This window comes from Rhodococcus sp. 06-156-4 (genome assembly GCF_002259345.1).
Classification (GTDB): Bacteria; Actinomycetota; Actinomycetes; order Mycobacteriales; family Mycobacteriaceae; genus Rhodococcoides; species Rhodococcoides fascians_E.
This window is the reverse complement of record NZ_NPGB01000031.1, coordinates 146,729-166,085: the sequence shown is the minus strand read 5'-3', so window position 1 is coordinate 166,085 and position 19,357 is coordinate 146,729. Positions and strand designations below refer to the sequence as shown.

At 65.9% G+C, this 19,357-nt stretch carries 12 protein-coding genes and 1 tRNA gene; 8 read left to right on the top strand and 5 right to left on the bottom strand.

Annotation, left to right across the window (positions count from 1 at the left end; genetic code table 11):
• The first annotated feature begins 17 nt into the window (after positions 1-17).
• Positions 18-710 carry a TetR/AcrR family transcriptional regulator gene (locus tag CH290_RS23280; RefSeq protein ID WP_033189431.1) on the top strand — a complete coding sequence of 231 codons (693 nt, stop codon included), beginning with the start codon at positions 18-20 and terminating at the stop codon, positions 708-710.
• On the opposite strand, the gene CH290_RS23275 is transcribed toward CH290_RS23280, so the two are convergent.
• From CH290_RS23275 to CH290_RS23260, 4 genes are all read right to left on the bottom strand, one after another.
• Positions 683-1,609: a cutinase family protein gene (locus tag CH290_RS23275; RefSeq protein WP_033189432.1), complete on the bottom strand. Its 927-nt coding sequence runs from the start codon at positions 1,607-1,609 to the stop codon at positions 683-685. The genes CH290_RS23280 and CH290_RS23275 overlap by 28 nt on opposite strands.
• 243 nt (positions 1,610-1,852) lie before the next feature.
• A complete protein-coding gene (locus CH290_RS23270; RefSeq protein ID WP_019665027.1) occupies positions 1,853-3,304 on the bottom strand; it encodes a glutamate synthase subunit beta in 1,452 nt (483 codons plus the stop codon).
• Complete coding sequence (gltB, locus tag CH290_RS23265; protein ID WP_033189433.1) at positions 3,297-7,886, bottom strand: glutamate synthase large subunit; 4,590 nt, start codon at positions 7,884-7,886, stop codon at positions 3,297-3,299. Before gltB ends, CH290_RS23270 begins: the two co-directional genes overlap by 8 nt.
• 503 nt (positions 7,887-8,389) lie before the next feature.
• Positions 8,390-8,472, bottom strand: a tRNA-Leu gene (locus CH290_RS23260).
• A gap of 179 nt (positions 8,473-8,651) precedes the next feature.
• Here CH290_RS23260 and CH290_RS23255 point away from each other — a divergent pair.
• From CH290_RS23255 to pknB, 7 genes are all read left to right on the top strand, one after another.
• A complete protein-coding gene (locus CH290_RS23255) occupies positions 8,652-10,091 on the top strand; it encodes an FHA domain-containing protein (RefSeq protein ID WP_020112264.1) in 1,440 nt (479 codons plus the stop codon).
• A 154-nt stretch (positions 10,092-10,245) separates the two neighbouring features.
• Complete coding sequence (locus CH290_RS23250) at positions 10,246-10,710, top strand: FHA domain-containing protein FhaB/FipA (RefSeq protein WP_020112263.1); 465 nt, start codon at positions 10,246-10,248, stop codon at positions 10,708-10,710.
• The gene (locus CH290_RS23245; protein WP_019665031.1) at positions 10,707-12,161 is read left to right on the top strand and encodes a PP2C family protein-serine/threonine phosphatase; all 1,455 of its coding nucleotides are present in this window, start codon (positions 10,707-10,709) and stop codon (positions 12,159-12,161) included. Before CH290_RS23250 ends, CH290_RS23245 begins: the two co-directional genes overlap by 4 nt.
• Complete coding sequence (locus CH290_RS23240) at positions 12,161-13,618, top strand: FtsW/RodA/SpoVE family cell cycle protein (RefSeq protein ID WP_026347777.1); 1,458 nt, start codon at positions 12,161-12,163, stop codon at positions 13,616-13,618. The genes CH290_RS23245 and CH290_RS23240 overlap by 1 nt, the downstream gene beginning before the upstream one ends.
• Complete coding sequence (locus CH290_RS23235) at positions 13,615-15,102, top strand: peptidoglycan D,D-transpeptidase FtsI family protein (protein WP_019665033.1); 1,488 nt, start codon at positions 13,615-13,617, stop codon at positions 15,100-15,102. Before CH290_RS23240 ends, CH290_RS23235 begins: the two co-directional genes overlap by 4 nt.
• A 7-nt stretch (positions 15,103-15,109) precedes the next feature.
• The gene (locus CH290_RS23230) at positions 15,110-16,582 is read left to right on the top strand and encodes a serine/threonine-protein kinase (RefSeq protein WP_179276779.1); all 1,473 of its coding nucleotides are present in this window, start codon (positions 15,110-15,112) and stop codon (positions 16,580-16,582) included.
• The gene (gene pknB / locus CH290_RS23225; protein ID WP_019665035.1) at positions 16,579-18,513 is read left to right on the top strand and encodes a Stk1 family PASTA domain-containing Ser/Thr kinase; all 1,935 of its coding nucleotides are present in this window, start codon (positions 16,579-16,581) and stop codon (positions 18,511-18,513) included. The genes CH290_RS23230 and pknB overlap by 4 nt, the downstream gene beginning before the upstream one ends.
• 194 nt (positions 18,514-18,707) lie before the next feature.
• Here the strand turns inward: pknB and CH290_RS23220 are convergent, their stop codons facing one another.
• Positions 18,708-19,349, bottom strand: a complete 642-nt coding sequence (locus CH290_RS23220) for an aminodeoxychorismate/anthranilate synthase component II (protein WP_033189435.1) — start codon at positions 19,347-19,349, stop codon at positions 18,708-18,710.
• Positions 19,350-19,357: the final 8 nt, after the last annotated feature.

The window sequence follows — 19,357 nt, the reverse complement described above, 5'->3', positions numbered from 1 at the left end:
GATGCCAGGATGGACCCATGACCACCGCAGGCCGACCGAGGCTCAGTACCAAGAAGCGGCCAGGAGACACGGCTCTCGAAGAAATCCTCGACGCCGCGGCGGAGCTGTTCACCACCCGCGGCTTCACCAACACGTCCACGCGCATGATCGCCGACGCCGTGGGCATGCGTCAGGCGTCGCTGTACCACCACTTCGCCAACAAGGACGAGTTGCTGAGTCTGTTGCTGAGCGGAACCGTCGACGGTCCACTGGCCGTCGCACAGCGCATCGCCGATTCCGACGCGGCCGCTGCGGTCAAGATGTACGCGCTCGCATTGTTCGACGCCGACCAGCTCTGCCGATCCCGGTGGAACCTCGGTGCGCTGTATCTACTCCCGGAGATCCGCGAACCTCGCTTCGACACCTTCCGTGCACACCGGCACGCACTGATGGACCGCTACGCCTCGATAGCCGCCGAGGTTCTCCACGGAACGACGGCAGCACTGCCCGGCACCGAGGAGTTGCCGTTCCGGCTCGTCGAGACCGTCGTCAACGGTCGCGCCGACGCCGAGAGTGGCCGCGACGCATCAGGAGAGGACTACGCCCGCGTCGTCGCGGAAGCAGCGGTCCGGGTACTCGGCTGGACCGGCTCGGTGGACGAGCTGCACACCCAGGCCAGGCCGCTACTGAAGTATGCGGCCGATCACGTGCCCGACGCACCCACGAGGTAGGTCGCCAGCCACGTCGTCGCGCTCACACCGCTCGAATCCACCGCGTACGACGCGTATTCCTGGTGAATTCCGGAGCGGTAGAACGCCTCGATCTCACGGCGCCGCTGCTCGTTCGCCTGGTCCGACAATTGCCCCTGCAGAACCGGGAGCCCGCCGGCCGACGCGATGTCACCGAGCAGGATCTGTGCATCCTGCTGTGCCTTCGCTGCGACGTCCGGGCTCGGATCCGACGACACCGCAAGGAAACCCGCGAGCCGCGCCACGTAGTCGTCCTTCGGTGTCGAGCAGTACAGGTCACCGACCGCACAGAACGTTCGGACGACCGGGCTGACGTATCCGAACCCGCCCACCCGAGGCCCACCGACACCGGTGCCGACGACCTCGGGCCCGACCAGCGCATCGGCGTCGGACCGCTTGGGATCGGAGATCAGCCCCACCGCGACGACCTTGTCCGCCGGAACCACGCCGAGGCCGGTACCGATCGACGCCGCGAGGTCGCCTGCGGCATCCGCGCCCTGGCTGTATCCGATGATGCCGAATTTCGTTGCGCCACAACGGTCGGCCACGGACTTCAGCATGCCGCCCGCGTTGGCGGTGGCGATTGCACGCGACTCGCCGTAGATGCCGCCTTCCCACGGAAACGCCGTCGCCGGGTAGGACACGTAGTCGGTTCGGATATCGCTGCTCGCGATGCGGTCGGTGACGGCAGTGAGCATCCCCGGCCGCGGCGCAGCGCCCGAACTGGTCTCCCACGTGCCCGGAATCGCGACGACGTACATGCTGGGGCACGATGCCGGATCCGCCGACGCCGTGCTGGCAGTGACGGTGGACATCGCCGCCGACCCGGCAGCGATCGTCAACACGGATCCGATGGTGGCGACAAGCTTCTTCACGCGCATGGTGCGGCCTCACTGCGTCAGCGGACATTCGACTACTCACTGTGAGAATTCCAGTGCCTGATGTCGAATCGATGCCCAATCGGTAAACGCAGGTTACCTAAATTCATGAAGGTTCACATACGGGAACGAAAACGAGGTTTCAGCGCGTGAAACGTGCTTTTCGACCGGCCCCCAAACGCATGAATGCGCCACCGCAGCCGTCTGACGGTTGCGGTGGCGCATTCATGCCGAAGCGAGAAGAAACTACCTCTGCGGCGCCTGGGTCGGGACGATCGGCGCGGGCAGTGCGGTGGCACCCTGCAGGAAGGTGTCGACAGCGGCTGCGCAGGAGCGACCCTCGGCGATGGCCCACACGATGAGCGACTGGCCGCGGCCCATGTCACCGGCGACGAAGACGCCGGGAACGTTGGTGACCCACTCGTTCGAGCGCTTGACGTTGCCGCGCTCGTTCAGGTCCACGCCGAGATCGGTGAGCAGGCCTGGCTTCTCCGGCCCGACGAAGCCCATGGCGAGGAGGACGAGATCGGCCTCGAGGGTGAACTCGCTGCCCTCGACCTTCTCGAACTTGCCTGCCTTGAACTCGACCTCGTGAGCTTCGAGTCCGGTGACCTTGCCGTCCTTGCCGAGGAAACGCTCGGTGTTGACGGAGAACACGCGCTCGCCGCCCTCTTCGTGCGCCGACGCCACGCGGAACATCAGCGGGTACAGCGGCCACGGAGTGGACGTTGCACGCTCTTCCGGCGGACGCGCCATGATCTCGAACTGGTGAACGCTTGCCGCGCCCTGACGGTGCGAGGTACCGAGGCAGTCCGCACCGGTGTCGCCGCCGCCGATGATGACGACCTTCTTGCCCTCGGCGCTGACCGGAGGCTCGGCGAAGTCTCCCTGCTGCACGCGGTTGGCGTGGGGCAGGAACTCCATGGCCTGGTAGATGCCCTCGTTCTCGCGGCCTTCGATCGGCAGGTCGCGCCACGCGGTGGCGCCACCGGAGAGAACGACAGCGTCGAATTCCGCGCGCAGTTCGTCGGCGGTGATGTCGACGCCGACGTTGACGCCGGTGCGGAACACCGTGCCCTCGGCCTCCATCTGCGCCAGACGGCGGTCGATGTGGCGCTTCTCCATCTTGAACTCGGGGATGCCGTAGCGCAGCAGTCCGCCGATGCGGTCGGCACGCTCGAACACCGTCACGGTGTGGCCGGCACGCGTCAGCTGCTGCGCTGCAGCGAGACCCGCAGGACCGGAGCCGACGACGGCGACCGTCTTGCCGGTCAGGTGCGTCGGGTAGACCGGGGTGACCCAGCCTTCCTCGAAGGCCTTGTCGATGATCTCGACCTCGACCTGCTTGATCGTCACCGGATCCTGGTTGATGCCCAGAACGCACGACGCCTCGCACGGCGCCGGGCACAGCCGCCCGGTGAACTCCGGGAAGTTGTTGGTGGCGTGCAGACGGTCGATTCCCTCACGCCAGCGGTCCTTGAAGACCAGGTCGTTCCACTCGGGAATCAGGTTCCCGAGCGGGCAGCCGTTGTGGCAGAACGGAATTCCGCAGTCCATGCACCGGCTGGCCTGGGTCTGCAGAGTGTCCTTCGGGAAGTCTTCGTAGACCTCTTTCCAGTCCATCAGTCGCAGGTCGACCGGCCGACGCTTCGGCAGTTCGCGGACGGTGTTCTTCAGAAATCCCTGTGGGTCACCCACGAGCTGCCTCCATGATCGCCTCGTCCACGTCCGCGCCGTTCTTCTCGGCCTCGGAGATGGCAAGCAGTACCTTCTTGTAATCGCGAGGCATGACCTTCACGAAGTGGTTCACCTGCTGTGACCAGTCCGCCAGGATGCGCTCCGCGACATCGGATCCCGTTTCCTCGTGGTGACGAGTGACGATTTCCCTGAGCCAGGTGAACTCGTCGCCCTCGATGCTCTCGATGTCGACCAGCTCGGTGTTGAGGTTCGCCTCGAACGTCTTGTTCGGATCGAAGACGAACGCCACGCCGCCGGACATACCGGCACCGAAGTTGCGGCCGGTCTCGCCGAGGATGACGACCTTTCCACCGGTCATGTACTCGCAGCCGTGGTCACCGACGCCTTCGACGACGGCAACGGCACCGGAGTTACGGACCGCGAAACGCTCGCCGACTACACCGCGGATGAGAGCCTCACCCTGCGTCGCGCCGAACAGGAAGACGTTGCCACCGATGATGTTGTCCTCGGCGACGAATCCTGCAGGAGCGTTCAGCGACGGCCGCACGATGATGCGTCCGCCGGACAGGCCCTTACCGACGAAGTCGTTGGCGTCGCCGTTGAGGCGCAGGGTCATGCCCGACGGCACGAACGCGCCGAAGCTGTTACCGGCCGAACCGGTGAACGTGATGTCGATGGTGTTGTCCGGCAAGCCGACTCCGCCGTACGCCTTGGTCAACTCGTGTCCGAGCATGGTGCCGACGGTGCGGTTGACGTTGGTGATCTTGGACTCGAACGTGACCTTCTCGCCCCTGTCCAGAGCATCGCGGCTCTGCACGATGAGCTGCTGGTCCAGCGCCTTGTCGAGTCCGTGATCCTGGACGCCCGTGTTGTAGAGGTCCTGGTTCATGAACGCCGACTCGACCTCGTCGAGGATGGGCGACAGATCCAGCTTGGACGCCTTCCACGCTTCCTTCGCAGCGGTGGTGTCCAACAGAGCGACCTGGCCGACGGCTTCGTTGAGCGTGCGGAAGCCCAGCTCGGCCAGAAGCTCGCGAACCTCTTCTGCGATGAACATGAAGAAGTTCTCGACGAACTCGGGCTTGCCTGCGAAACGCTTGCGCAGCACCGGGTTCTGCGTCGCGACACCGACGGGGCAGGTGTCGAGGTGGCAGACGCGCATCATGATGCAGCCTGACACGACGAGAGGCGCGGTCGCGAAACCGAACTCCTCGCCGCCGAGCAGTGCGGCGACCATGACGTCGCGGCCGGTCTTGAGCTGGCCGTCGACCTGCACGACGATGCGGTCACGAAGACCGTTGAGCAGCAACGTCTGCTGGGTCTCGGCGAGGCCGAGCTCCCACGGTCCACCTGCGTGCTTGACCGACGTCAGCGGCGTTGCGCCGGTACCGCCGTCGTGGCCGGAGATGAGCACCACGTCGGCGTGTGCCTTCGAGACACCGGCCGCGACCGTGCCGACACCGACCTCGGAGACCAGCTTCACGTGGATGCGTGCCTGCGGGTTGGCGTTCTTCAGGTCGTGGATCAGCTGAGCGAGATCCTCGATCGAGTAGATGTCGTGGTGCGGCGGCGGCGAGATGAGGCCGACACCGGGCGTCGAGTGGCGAACCTCGGCGACCCACGGGTACACCTTGTGCGCCGGAAGCTGGCCGCCCTCACCGGGCTTGGCGCCCTGCGCCATCTTGATCTGGATGTCGGTGCAGTTGGTCAGGTAGTGCGAGGTGACGCCGAAACGTCCCGACGCCACCTGCTTGATCGCGCTTCGACGCCAGTCGCCGTTCTCGTCGGGCTCGAAGCGGTCGACGCTCTCGCCGCCCTCACCGGAGTTGGAGCGTCCGCCGAGGCGGTTCATGGCGATCGCGAGAGTCTCGTGAGCCTCGGCGGAGATGGATCCGTAGCTCATCGCACCCGTCGAGAATCGCTTGACGATCTCCGATGCGGGCTCCACCTCGTCGATGGAAATCGCTTGGCGCTCTTCGGTCTTGAAGCGGAACAGACCGCGAAGCGACGCGAGGCGCTCGGACTGATCGTCGACCATCTTCGTGTATTCCTTGAAGATGTCGTACTGACCGGTGCGGGTCGAGTGCTGCAGCTTGAACACGGTGTCGGGGTTGAAGAGGTGGTACTCCCCTTCACGACGCCACTGGTACTCACCGCCGACCTCGAGTTCACGGTGTGCACGTTCCTGACGGTTCTCGAGGTACGCCATGCCGTGGCGGGTGGCCACATCCTGTGCGATCTGCTCGAGCTCGATACCGCCGAGGTGACTGTTCAAACCGGTGAAGTACTCGTCGACGAGGCCCTGCGACAGGCCGATGACCTGGAACAGCTGTGCGCCGGTGTACGAGGCGAGGGTGGAGATGCCCATCTTGGACATCACCTTCAGCACGCCCTTGCCTGCGGCCTTGATGTAGTTGGAGACGGCCTTGTCGAACTCGATGCCCGTCAGTGCGCCGCGCTCGATCATGTCCTCGATGGACTCGAACGCCATGTACGGGTTGACCGCAGCGGCACCGAAGCCGATGAGCAGAGCCATGTGGTGCACCTCGCGGGCGTCACCGGACTCCACGATCAGGCCGACCTTGGTACGCGTCTTCTCGCGAACGAGGTGGTGGTGCACCGCCGAGGTCAGCAGCAGCGACGGGATCGGGGCCAGCTTCTCGCTCGACTCACGGTCCGACAGCACGATGATCCGTGCGCCACCGGAGATGGCGGCGGACACCTGAGCGCGGATGGCCTCCAACGACTTCTGCAGACCTTCGCCACCTTCGGCGACGGGGTAGAGGCCGCGCACGACGACCGAGCGCAGGCCTTCCTGGGTGCCCTCGTCGTTGATGTGGACGAGCTTGGCCAGGTCGTCGTTGTGCAGGATCGGCTGCGGGAGCACGATCTGCTTGCACGCGTCGGGGCCGGGGTTGAGCAGGTCGCCCTCGGGTCCGATCGTTCCGCCGAGGCTGGTGACGATCTCCTCGCGGATCGCGTCGAGCGGCGGGTTGGTGACCTGGGCGAACAGCTGCGAGAAGTAGTCGAACAGCATCCGAGGACGAACCGACAGCACGGCGATCGGAGTGTCGGTACCCATCGAACCGATGGCCTCGGCGCCGGTCTTCGCCATCGGCGAGACCAGAACGTTCAGCTCCTCGGTGGTGTAGCCGAAGATCTGCTGACGGATGAGAACGCGGTCGTGCGGCATGTGCACGTGCGGGCGGTCCGGCAGGTCGTCGATCGAGGTCAGACCTTCGTCGAGCCACTGCTGGTACGGGTGCTCGGCGGCGAGCTCGTCCTTGATCTCGTCGTCGGAGACGATGCGGCCCTGCGCGGTGTCCACCAGGAACATACGGCCGGGCTGCAGACGAACCTTGCGGACCACCTTCGCCGGATCGATGTCCAGGACGCCGACCTCGGAGGCCATGACGACCAATCCGTCGTCGGTGACCCAGAGTCGGCTGGGGCGCAGACCGTTTCGGTCCAGGACCGCGCCGATGACGGTGCCGTCGGTGAAGCACACCGACGCCGGTCCGTCCCAGGGCTCCATCAGCGAGGAGTGGTACTTGTAGAACGCCCGGCGAGCGGGGTCCATCGACTCGTGACGCTCCCAGGCTTCGGGGATCATCATGAGGACGGCGTGCGGAAGGCTGCGGCCGCCGAGGTGCAGAAGCTCGAGCACCTCGTCGAAACGCGCAGTGTCGCTTGCGCCTTCGGTGACGACCGGGAAGATCTTCTCGAGGGCCTCGGATCCACCGAACACGTCGGAGGTGATCAGTGCCTCGCGGGCGCGCATCCAGTTCTCGTTACCGGTGGCGGTGTTGATCTCACCGTTGTGCGCGACGCGGCGGAACGGGTGCGCCAGCGGCCACGACGGGAACGTGTTGGTGGAGAAGCGCGAATGCACAAGGCCGAGAGCGCTTTCCACGCGCTCGTCCTGCAGGTCGAGGTAGAAGCCCTTGAGCTGAGGCGTCGTCAGCATGCCCTTGTAGACGAAGGTCTGCGAGGACAGCGACGGGAAGTACACGGTCTCGCGGCCGGGACCGTCCTTGCCTGCACCCTCTTCGCCGAGCTCGTGCTCGACGCGCTTACGGATGACGAACGCGGCGCGCTCGAGAGCCAGATCGGTAACGGAGCCATCCGGCGAGGCGAAGAACAATTGACGGAACGTCGGCATCGCGTCACGCGCGAGCGCCCCGAGGGAGGAGTCGTCGGTGGGAACTTCACGCCATCCGAGGACCTTCATGCCCTCTTCTTCGACGATGCGGACGACGTCGTCGCTCGCGCGGGCGGCGTCCTTCTTGCCCTGCGGCAGAAATGCGATTCCGGTGGCGTACGAACCAGCGGCGGGCAGCTCGAAATCGACCACGGCACGGAAGAACGCGTCCGGTACCTGGATCAGGATTCCGGCGCCGTCACCGGTGTTGGGTTCGGAGCCGGCGGCGCCCCGGTGCTCGAGGTTGACCAGCGCGGTGATGGCCTTCTCGACGATGTCTCGACTACGACGACCATGCATGTCCACCACGAACGCGACACCACAGGAGTCGTGTTCGTTGCGGGGGTCGTAGAGGCCTTGGGGGCCCGGAGTGTGCTTCATACCTAGCCTTCGGATAAGTCCAGCCTTCAAGTACGTCGGATCGGCGCGGCACAGATAACCGGCCGTCGCGGACGGCTATTCGGTGCCGTTCGCCGTTGAAGCAGCACCACCGGAGGCGATCTTCGGATAACGTCGAGCGGGTGCGCTCGAAACGGTGAAACGAAGGTGCCTTTCGGGCGGATCGACAATTGGGTACGTCGGTCCAACAACAAACGATAAGTCAGCACCTAGGCCAACCTGCAAATAAGGTAAGCCTATTCAGGCTCTCTACCTGGGCTTTTACAATTTCCTGACCCCCGCATTGCGCCCCCCTGGCTCGCTCGATGATCGTTCGAACTCGAAAAATACCCTCATCGGCCCGCGTTCGCGGCGAGTTCTGCGGTACTGGAAGAGGATCCGGTAATTACACGGAGGAAATTTCGATCCGATCGGACGCGTCCTGGACGCACTACCCCGAAAATGACTACTGGCCGCAGCGAGTGAATCAGCTGCGGCCAGTGTTGTGGGCGGAGGGGGACTTGAACCCCCACGTCCCGAAGGACACTGGCACCTGAAGCCAGCGCGTCTGCCATTCCGCCACCCGCCCGGGCGACCGGTGAACATTAACACGCAGATATCGCTGCATGAAAATCGTGCCCGTTCGTCGGCCGACTGCAGCACCGACAGGCTCCGAGCGGCAACGTATATCATGCTGAGACGACGACCTGTAGGCGACACGCGCCTGAGGCGCAATCCAACGAAGCACGACCGGGAAGTGAGGTCACCATGGGCATTGTCCAGCGTTTCGAGCGAAAGCTCCAGGGCGCAGTGGGCGACGTCTTCGCCCGAGTGTTCGGCGGCGGTGTCGTTCCCCAAGAGGTCGAGGCGGCACTTCAGCAGGAGGCGTCGGACAGAGTCCGCCCACTCGACGGTGGTCATTATCTCGCCCCCAACAGCTATGTGATCACCATCAACAGCTCCGATCACGAGGAGCTGGCCGCGGACCAGGACCTGACCATGAAGGCTTTCTCCCGCCACCTGGGCGACTACATACGCGATCAGGGCTGGCAGACGTACGGAGAGATCGTGGTTCGCTTCGAGCCGTCCCCTACTTTGCACACCGGCCAGTTCCGGGCCAGTGGTTCGGTCGACCCCGATGTGGGACGATCACCGACTGCAGCCGGTGCCGCGCCACAGAAACCTGCAGCACCCGGTCCGCGACCCCCGCGCCCGTCCGCCCCACCTAAGTCGACATCAGGAGCCGGCCACATGACGCAGAACCCAGGTTACGACCCGCAACGCGACCCGGCCGACGGCTCTCGCCCCGACCCTCGCGCACGCGGCGGATACCCGGCGCCGGGTCAGGATCCTCGGTACGCACAGCAGAACGGGCGCGATCCGCGCGCAGCAGCAGACCAGGGCTACCGCAACGGTGCGCCGTACGGAGGCGGCTACGGCGCCCCGGCAGCACAGGCACCCGTCCAGGAGGGTCAGTACGACCCGCAGTCCTACGGCCAGGGCCACGACGACCAGGCGTACGGCGACCAGCAGTACGCAGATCAGGGCTACGACCAGCAGTATCCGGATCAGGGATACGACCAGCAGGCATACGGCCAGCAGGCGTACGCGGATCAGAACGGGTACGAGCAGGCAGGGCATGAGCAGGCTGCACGTGATCAGGGCGGCCAGGCCTACTCCGATCCGTCGTACGGACGCCAGGGTTACGACCAGCAGGCATACGGACAGCAGAACTACGGCCAACAAGCATACGCGGACCAGGGCTACGACCAGCAGGCGTACGCCGAACCCGCCGGCTACCAGCAGCCCGCGTACGACTACCCGCCGCAGCAGAACGGGTACCCCCAGGGCCAGTACCCCACCGCGGGGTATCAGCAGCCTGCCTACGGTTACGACGAGCCCGCGTACTCCGATAGCCAGGGCCTGACGGCAACGCTGCAACTCGAGGACGGCAGCGGACGGTACTTCCAGCTCCGCGACGGCCAGAACATCATCGGACGTGGCCAGGACGCCCAGTTCCGTCTCCCGGACACCGGCGTGTCCCGCCGGCACGTCGAGATCCGCTGGGACGGCCGGGTGGCGATGCTCTCCGACCTCGGATCCACCAACGGAACGACGGTCAACGGATCACCGGTCCAGGATTGGCAACTCGCCGACGGCGACGTCATTCGCGCTGGTCACTCGGAGATCCTCGTCCGCATCGTCTGACGCACCTCACCCGTATGGTGATCGACACGCGCAGCTTCCCCTTAGGATGCTGCGTGAGACGTCGTGTCATTACGATCGCTGGCGACTCGGGGGGAGATCCCGGCGTACGCCCGCGACGCCGACCAAGTACGACCTGCGAAGGAGGTGGACGGCTGTGCAGGGCTTGATTCTGCAGTTGACCAGGGCAGGCTTTCTGCTGTTGTTGTGGTTCTTCGTCTGGGCCGTACTTCGCACGCTTCGCAGCGACATCTACGCGGCGTCGGGCATGCGGATGCCTGCGCGGTACTCGGGCGGGTCGAAAGTTCTCCCGTCGTTCAACAAACAGAAGGTTGCCAAGAATCTAGTGGTGACACAGGGCGGTCTCGCCGGAACACGAATTTCACTCGGTACCCAGCCGGTTCTCATCGGCCGCGCGGATGACTCAACGCTCGTGCTGACCGACGATTACGCGTCCACTCGCCACGCTCGAATCTCGCCACGCGGCGGCGACTGGTACGTCGAGGATCTGGGTTCGACCAACGGGACCTACCTCGATCGCGCGAAGGTGACGACGGCAGTTCGAGTTCCGCTCGGCACGCCGGTGCGTGTCGGTAAGACCGTGATCGAGCTGCGCCCGTGACACTGGTACTGCGATACGCCGCCCGCAGTGATCGCGGCTTGGTGCGCTCGAACAACGAGGATTCCGTCTACGCCGGTGCGCGTCTTCTCGCCCTCGCCGACGGCATGGGCGGCCACGCGGCAGGCGAGGTGGCGTCGCAGTTGATGATCGCCGCGCTCGCGCACCTCGACGACGACGAACCGGGCGACGACCTCCTCGGCAAGCTCGAAGCCGCGACGCGCGAAGGCAACGCGTCCATCGCCGATCAGGTCGAGGACGAGCCCGAGCTCGACGGCATGGGCACAACCCTGACCGCAATTCTGTTCGCAGGCAGGAAGATCGGGCTCTGCCACATCGGCGACTCCCGCGCCTACATGCTCCGCGACACCAAGCTGACCCAGATCACCCGCGACGACACGTTCGTCCAGTCCCTCGTCGACGAGGGCAGGATCACCGCCGAACAGGCACATACGCACCCGCAGCGTTCGTTGATCATGCGCGCGTTGACCGGCAACGAGATCGAGCCGACGCTGACCGTGCGGGAAGCGAAAGCCGGAGACCGTTATCTCCTGTGCTCCGACGGATTGTCCGACGTCGTGAGCGACGAGACCATCGAGAACACGATGAACGAGGGCGATTGCGCGTCGTGCGCGGACCGCCTCATCGAATTGGCGCTGCGCAGTGGCGGTCCGGACAACGTGACCGTCGTCGTCGCCGACGTCGTGGACATCGACTACGGGCAGAGCTCGCCCATTCTCGGCGGCGCAGCCAGCACCGAGGACGAGGAAGACGCTCCGCCGCCGAACACGGCAGCCGGACGCGCCGCGGCCATGCGCCCACCCCGGACCACACCGAAGCGGGTGACGACGCCTGCACCGGTGCCGGAGAAGAAGTCGCACAAGCTGCGGTGGACGCTCGTTGCTCTCGCCGTCGTCGCTTTGCTCGTCGGTGGCGCCTTCGTCGCCAATGCGGCCATCCGTGGCAACTACTACGTGGGCGAGGACAACGGCCGCGTCGCCGTGATGCGCGGTGTGCCCGGTTCGATCCTCGGATACTCGTTGCAATCCGTGCACAGCATCGGATGCCTCGGCGACGAGGGGGCACTCACGTTGAGCGCACCCGACACCGTTCCCGCCGACTGCACCGTCTTCCAGGTCGACGACCTCGCTCCTGCCGCCCGTGAGCAGGTGCGCGCGGGGCTGCCGTCGGGCAAGCTGGACGACGTCGACAGTCAGATGAACCGCCTCGCCTCGGGAGATCTTCTCCCGCCGTGCGACGAGGTCGCCTCGACGACGAGCCAGACCACTCCGTCGCCGACGCCCGCCGCGCCGCCCGCGGATCCGGCGGCACCTCCTGCACCGCCCGCAGACCCGGCCGCGCCGCCTGCCGATCCTGCTGCGCCGCCGACCACGACCACTCCGGCACCCACGGTCACCCAGTTGCCGGGTCAGAACTGCAGGACCGGTACTTGATGAGCTCCAATCCATCTGTGGGGGCGTCCTTTCCGAGCCCACCGGGCGGATTCGCGCCTGCTCCGGTCCAGTCCAATCGCCGCAACATCGAGTTGCTTCTGCTCGGTATCGCAGTGCTCATCACGACGCTGTCGCTCGTTCTGGTGGAAGCGAGCCAGGAACAGGCGATCACGTGGGATCTGGCGAAGTACGGTCTGGCGTACCTCGCGCTGGTCACAGTCGCTCATCTGGCCGTACGTCGGTTCGCTCCGTACGCCGACCCGCTGCTGCTGCCGATCGTGGCGCTGCTCAACGGGCTCGGATTGGTGTTGATCCATCGACTGGATCTCGCGGACCAGCAGTCGGCTGCGTATCTGGGACAGGAGATTCCGTCTCCCGACGCCAACCAGCAAGTCCTGTGGACAACCCTGGCCATCGCCGGTTTCATCGCGCTCCTCGTTCTCCTCCGCGACTACCGCACCCTCGCTCGGTACAGCTACACCGTCGGATTGTGCGGTTTGGTGCTGCTCGCCATCCCGGCCGTCCTACCATCGGCGTTCTCCGAGGTCAACGGTTCCAAGATCTGGATCAGGCTGCCGGGGTTCAGCATTCAGCCGGGCGAGTTCGCGAAGATCCTGCTGCTCATCTTCTTCGCGTCGCTGCTGGTCGCCAAGCGTGAACTGTTCACCACCGCCGGTAAGCACTTCCTCGGCATGGACTTCCCCCGCGCCCGCGACCTGGGGCCCATCCTTCTGGTGTGGATCGTCTCCGTCGGTGTTCTCGTGTTCGAGAAGGACCTCGGTTCGTCGCTGCTGATCTTCGGCACCGTGCTGGTGATGATCTACATCGCGACCGAACGCGTCGGATGGCTCATCATCGGTTTCGGCCTGCTGCTCGTCGGGTTCCTGTTCGCGTACCAGGTGTTCGGCCACGTCAAGATCCGTACCGACACGTGGCTGCACCCTTTCGACGACTACAACGACACCGGCTACCAGATCGTCCAGTCGATGTTCAGTTTCGCCACCGGTGGTCTCGCAGGAACGGGCCTCGGCAGCGGACGTCCGTCGCAGGTGCCGTTCGCGAAGACCGACTTCATCATCGCGGCCATCGGCGAGGAACTCGGCCTCATCGGACTCACCGCGGTGCTGGTCCTGTACCTGGTCTTCATCATCCGTGGTCTGCGGACTGCGTTGGCGGTGCGTGACAGCTTCGGCAAACTCCTCGCCGCAGGCCTGTCCTTCACCGTCGCGATCCAGTTGTTCGTCGTCGTCGGCGGCGTCACCAAGCTCATCCCGCTCACCGGCCTCACCACGCCGTACCTGTCCTACGGAGGATCGTCGCTTCTCGCCAACTACCTGCTCGTCGCCCTGCTGATCAAGATCTCCGACGCCGCACGTGAACCCGCGACGCCGAAGAAGAAGCCGGCACCGGCCGCCCCCATCGCCGAGGCACCGACCGAGATGGTGAAGCGCTCATGAACACTCCGCTCCGTCGCGTCTCCGTCGCCGTCATGGTGATGGTCGTCGCGCTGCTGCTCAACGCCACGTACCTGCAGGTCATCAAGGCCGACGACCTGAGGTCCGATCCACGCAACTCCCGAGTCCTGCTCGACGAGTACTCCCGCCAGCGCGGTCAGATCTCGGCCGGCGGCCAGGTCCTCGCCGCGTCGATCGCCACCGACGATCGGTACAAGTACCTGCGTACCTACCCACCGAACCAGTTGGCGCCCAACAGCCCGATGGCCAACGCCCCGATCACCGGGTTCTACTCGATGCTGTACTCGAGCACCGGCCTCGAGCGGACCGAGGATCAAGTACTCAACGGCTCCGACGACCGCCTGTTCGGTCGCCGCCTGTTCGACCTGATCTCCGGACGCGACCCACGCGGCGGCAACGTCGTCACGACAATCGATCCCGTCGTCCAGCAGGTCGCCTACGATCAGCTGTTCTCCCGCGGATACACCGGATCGGTCGTGGCGATCGAACCGTCGACCGGCAACATCCTCGCGATGGCCAGCTCGCCGAGCTACGACCCGAACCTGCTGGCCAGCCACGACGGCGCGCAGACCACCGAGGCCTGGGACGCACTGAACGCCGACCCCGCGAAACCGCTTCTGAACCGCGCCATCTCGGCGACGTACCCGCCCGGGTCGACGTTCAAGGTGCTCGTCACCGCCGCGGCCCTCCAGAACGGTGCAACACCCGACGACCAGTTGACGGCGGCCCCGACCATCACGCTGCCCGGCACCGAGACCACCCTCGAGAACTACAACGGAAGCACCTGCGGCGGCGGCCCGACGGCGACGCTGCGTGAGGCCTTCGCGCGCTCGTGCAACACCGCCTTCGTCGAGCTCGGTATCGCAACCGGCGCCGACGCACTGAAGGACACGGCGAGCGCATTCGGAATCGGCAGCGAGACGACGTCGCTGCCGCTGCCTGTCGCGGACAGCACCATCGGCCAGATCCCCGACGATGCCGCCCTGGGTCAGTCCAGCATCGGACAGCGCGATGTCGCACTGACGCCGTTGCAGGACGCGGTGATCGCGGCGACCGTCGCCAACTCCGGTGTACGGATGGACCCGCACCTGGTCAGCCAGCTGCAGTCCCCTGACCTGTCCAACCTGTCGACGACGGTCCCGCAGTCCGCAGGCGAGGCGATCAGTCCCGAAACCGCGAAGACGCTCACCGACCTGATGATCGGGTCGGAGAACAACACCGGCGGCGAAGGCAAGATCCCGGGCGTGCAGATCGCGTCGAAGACCGGAACCGCCGAGCACGGCACCGATCCGCGGAACACACCGCCGCACGCCTGGTACATCGGGTTCGCGCCCGCCGACAATCCGAAGATCGCAATCGCAGTAATCGTCGAGGACGGCGGCGACCGCGCCCTCGCCGCAACCGGTGGGTCGGTCGCAGCTCCGGTCGGTCGCGCCGTCATCGCTGCCGGATTGCAGGGGAGGTGACCATCTCGTGCCACTGAAGAACGGTGCAGTCATTGCACAGCGCTACCGCCTGCTACGACTGATCGCGACAGGCGGAATGGGCCAGGTGTGGGAGGCGATGGACAACCGCCTCGATCGCAAGGTCGCCGTCAAGGTGCTCAAGGCCGAGTTCTCCGAGGACCCGGAATTCCTGCAGCGCTTCCGTTTCGAAGCCCGGACCACCGCCCAGCTCAACCACCCCGGCATCGCGGGTGTCTACGACTACGGCGAGACCCGCGACGAAGCAGGCGAGTCCCTCGCGTACCTGGTGATGGAACTCGTCAACGGCGAGCCCCTCAATGCCGTCCTCGGACGCATCGGCCGGCTCCCCCTCGGTCATGCTCTCGACATGCTCGAGCAGACCGGGCGTTCACTGCAGGTCGCCCACACCGCGGGAGTGGTACACCGCGACGTCAAGCCGGGAAACATCCTGATCACCCCGGCCGGCCAGGTGAAGATCACCGACTTCGGAATCGCGAAGGCCGTCGACGCCTCCCCGGTCACGAAGACCGGCATGGTGATGGGCACCGCGCAGTACATCGCGCCGGAACAGGCCCTGGGTGAGGAAGCCACCTCGGCATCCGACGTCTACTCGCTCGGAGTCGTCGGGTACGAGGCGTTGTCGGGGACACGCCCGTTCGTCGGCGACGGGGCTTTGACGGTCGCGATGAAGCACGTGCGCGAGACACCTGCCCCGCTGCCCGCCGACCTCCCTGCAGGCGTCCGAGAGCTCATCGAGATCACGATGGCGAAGGACCCGGCACAGCGTTACGCCAACGGCGGTGAATTCGCCGACGCCGTCGCCGCTGTCCGCGCGGGCCGAAGGCCGCCCGCTCCCGGTACCAGCCGGGGACCCGGCACGGGTCGAGTGATGATGCCGGGCGTCGTACCGGCGCCGACGCCGACCAGCACGCAGATGATGCCGACGTCGCAGAACCGCTACACCGGCCCACCAACAGGTGCCGCTGCGCCTGCGGTACCCGAACAGACCGGCATGTCCTCGGCGCAGAAGGCCCTCGCCTGGGGCGGCGGAGGTCTGCTGCTCCTCGCGATCGTCATCGGAGGGTTCGTGCTGCTGAATCGGGAGGACGAAACTCCCGCGCCGTTCGTTCCGCCGACGACGTCTCAGCAGCCGGTCACGACCACGACGACCACCACGGAGCCGTCCACCACCACGACCGAGCCGACGACGACCACCACGGAACCGACGACCACCACCACCACGACGACCACGACGGAACCGACGACTACCGAACCGACCACCACCTCGGAGACCACGACGACGAGCCGCGGCGGGATCACCATCCCGTCGTTCACGTTGCCGTCCATCCCCGGAATCGGCGGCGGCCAGGAGGAAGAACCTCAGGCGTCGGGCACCACGGACGGCGCCGCCGCAGCGGACGAATTCTCGGATCGACCCCCCACCGATCGACCCTTCTTTGATCGACTAGGACAGCCATGACGACTCCCCGCAACCTCTCGTCCCGCTACGAGCTGGGCGAGATTCTCGGATTCGGTGGCATGTCCGAGGTTCATCTCGCGCGCGACAACCGCCTCGACCGCGACGTCGCCATCAAGGTCCTGCGTGCCGACCTCGCCCGCGACCCCACGTTCTACCTGCGTTTCCGTCGCGAAGCCCAGAACGCGGCCGCACTCAACCATCCCGCGATCGTCGCGGTCTACGACACCGGTGAAGCCGAAACGGAAGCAGGACCGCTTCCGTTCATCGTCATGGAGTACGTCGACGGCAGCACACTGCGGGACATCGTGCGCGCCGAAGGTCCGATGCCCGCCAGGCGCGCGATGGAAGTCATCGCCGACGTCTGCGCTGCGCTGGATTTCTCGCACCGCAACGGAATCGTCCACCGCGACGTCAAACCGGCGAACGTGATGATCAACAACGCCGGCGCCGTCAAGGTCATGGACTTCGGCATCGCCCGCGCCATCGCCGACAGCTCGAGCCCGATGACGCAGACCGCCGCCGTCATCGGAACCGCGCAGTACCTGTCGCCGGAACAGGCCAGGGGCGAGCAGGTCGACGCACGGTCGGACGTGTACTCGCTGGGCTGCGTCCTGTTCGAGATCCTCACCGGGGAACCGCCGTTCAAGGGTGACTCGCCCGTCGCCGTCGCCTACCAGCACGTCCGTGAGGATCCCGAGCTTCCGTCACGCGTCAACCCAGACGTTCCGCGCGAACTCGACTCGATCATCCTCAAGGCGATGGCCAAGAACCCCGCCAACCGCTATCAGTCCGCCGCGGAGATGCGTACCGATCTGGTCCGCGTCCTCGGTGGGCAACGCCCCAGTGCACCGACCGTCATGAACGACGAGGATCGCACCACGATCCTCGGCGCCATGGACGCACGTGCACCGCAACCACGAGCGAAGGCGACCGCCGACTCCGCCGACAGCACGAGCACCGGGCGCCACGCGGACTCCGATGATTCCGAGCCGCGGCACCGCGGCGTCAGGATCGCCCTTCTGTCCGTCGCGGCACTGGTGATCGTGGGAATCGTGGGTGCGTTCCTGTGGTCTCTGGGCCCCGGCTCCTCACCGGACCGCGTCGCGATCCCCGACGTGTCCAACCTGTCCGCGTCCGACGCCGAAGCACGCCTGCAGGAGGCCGACCTGCGGGTGGCGATCCAGGAGAAGCCCGACGCCACCGTCGCATCCGGCGACGTCATCACCACCAGACCGGGCGCAGGCGCCGAAGTGGACTCCAAGAGCACCGTCAACCTCGAGGTGTCGACCGGACCCGAGCAGGTTCAGGTGCCGCAGTTGACCGGCAAGACCGAACAGCAGGCCGCACAGGCCCTGTCCGCGCTGGGCCTCGAACTCGACGGCACCCGCGCACGTGCACCGTCGACGCCGGAGAACCTCGACAAGGTCGTCGAGCAGAATCCGTCGTCGGGGGTCGGCATCACCGTCGGATCGTCCGTGAAGATCACCCTCGGCTCCGGTCCTGCGCAGATCCGTGTGCCGGACGTCGTCGGCCAGCAGGTCGCCGTGGCGCAGCCGAACGTCGAAGGCGCCGGATTCAGAGTTCAGGTCGAGAACATCGACTCGAGCCAACCCGTGGGAGAGGTCGTCTCGACCAGCCCGGCAGGTGGGTCCAACGCAGTCGAAGGTGACACCGTCACCCTGCGCGTGTCCAACGGCGACAAGATCCCGATGCCGGACCTGCTCGGTCTGACGGTGTCCCAGGCACTGTCCGCCCTCGAGTCCGCAGGCTGGACCGGCACGACGTCCAACATCAGCACCACGACCGAGGTCCAGCTCGACCCGACCGTCGTGAACCGCATCGTCAATCAGGCCGAACCAGCCGGGTCGGAAATCACCAAGACCCAGACCGTCAACGTCACGGTCGGCGCCCTGGGAATTCCGGGGCGCTGACGTCCGCTCTCGTTCACACACGGCGAGCGGGCAAAAACCTCCACTATCGGGGCGAAAAGTGCACGTCCTGCCGACTTCGGCCGAACAGTGGAGCAAAATGCCCGCCGCGGTGCGTGCACGTACGGATTCGAGCGGCGGGATGTGCAGGTTGGTTCGACGGGCGCCCGATGGCCGTCACATCGGCACGTTCGCTGCTACCGAAACGCCAGCGCTACCTCGGCCTCGAGCCGATCCACCAACGCGTCGTCGGCTTCCGCCCCGCATACCTTCAACCAGTTCGCCAACATTCGGTGCCCGCCCTCGGTCATGATCGATTCCGGGTGGAACTGGACACCGTGGATCGGAAAGTCTTTGTGCCGCATGGCCATCACGAGACCCGAGTCGGTTCGGCCCGTCACCTCGAGCTCCTCGGGAATGGTGTCGGCAAGCACCGTCAGCGAGTGGTACCGAGTAGCGGTGAACGGTTGCGGCAGCCCTTCGAGGACTCCGATGCCATCGTGATTCACCGAGCTGGTCTTGCCGTGCAGTAGTTCCGGCGCGCGGTCGACCGTCGCACCGAACGCGGCCCCGATCGCCTGGTGCCCGAGGCACACCCCCAACAGAGGGGTCCTTTCCTTCGCGGCGGCGGTGACGAGATCCATCGTCGCTCCCGCACGCTGAGGAGTGCCTGGTCCCGGGCTGAGCAGAATGCCGTCGAAGTCGCGGGCCACGGCATCGCGGTCGTCCAAGCGCGGATCGTCGTTGCGCCACACCGTCGCGTCGACTCCGAGCTGGCCCAGGTACTGGACGAGGTTGAAGACGAAGCTGTCGTAGTTGTCGACGACGAGGATGCGCATGCGCCCCA

What these genes read in the sequence shown, in the direction of transcription:
- CH290_RS23280 (WP_033189431.1), top strand. Translation starts at nt 18, where the DNA reads ATGACCACCGCAGGCCGACCGAGGCTCAGTACCAAGAAGCGGCCAGGA.
- CH290_RS23235 (WP_019665033.1), top strand. Translation starts at nt 13,615, where the DNA reads ATGAACACTCCGCTCCGTCGCGTCTCCGTCGCCGTCATGGTGATGGTC.
- CH290_RS23240 (WP_026347777.1), top strand. Translation starts at nt 12,161, where the DNA reads ATGAGCTCCAATCCATCTGTGGGGGCGTCCTTTCCGAGCCCACCGGGC.
- gltB (WP_033189433.1), bottom strand. Translation starts at nt 7,886, where the DNA reads ATGAAGCACACTCCGGGCCCCCAAGGCCTCTACGACCCCCGCAACGAA.
- pknB (WP_019665035.1), top strand. Translation starts at nt 16,579, where the DNA reads ATGACGACTCCCCGCAACCTCTCGTCCCGCTACGAGCTGGGCGAGATT.
- CH290_RS23275 (WP_033189432.1), bottom strand. Translation starts at nt 1,609, where the DNA reads ATGCGCGTGAAGAAGCTTGTCGCCACCATCGGATCCGTGTTGACGATC.
- CH290_RS23220 (WP_033189435.1), bottom strand. Translation starts at nt 19,349, where the DNA reads ATGCGCATCCTCGTCGTCGACAACTACGACAGCTTCGTCTTCAACCTC.
- CH290_RS23255 (WP_020112264.1), top strand. Translation starts at nt 8,652, where the DNA reads ATGGGCATTGTCCAGCGTTTCGAGCGAAAGCTCCAGGGCGCAGTGGGC.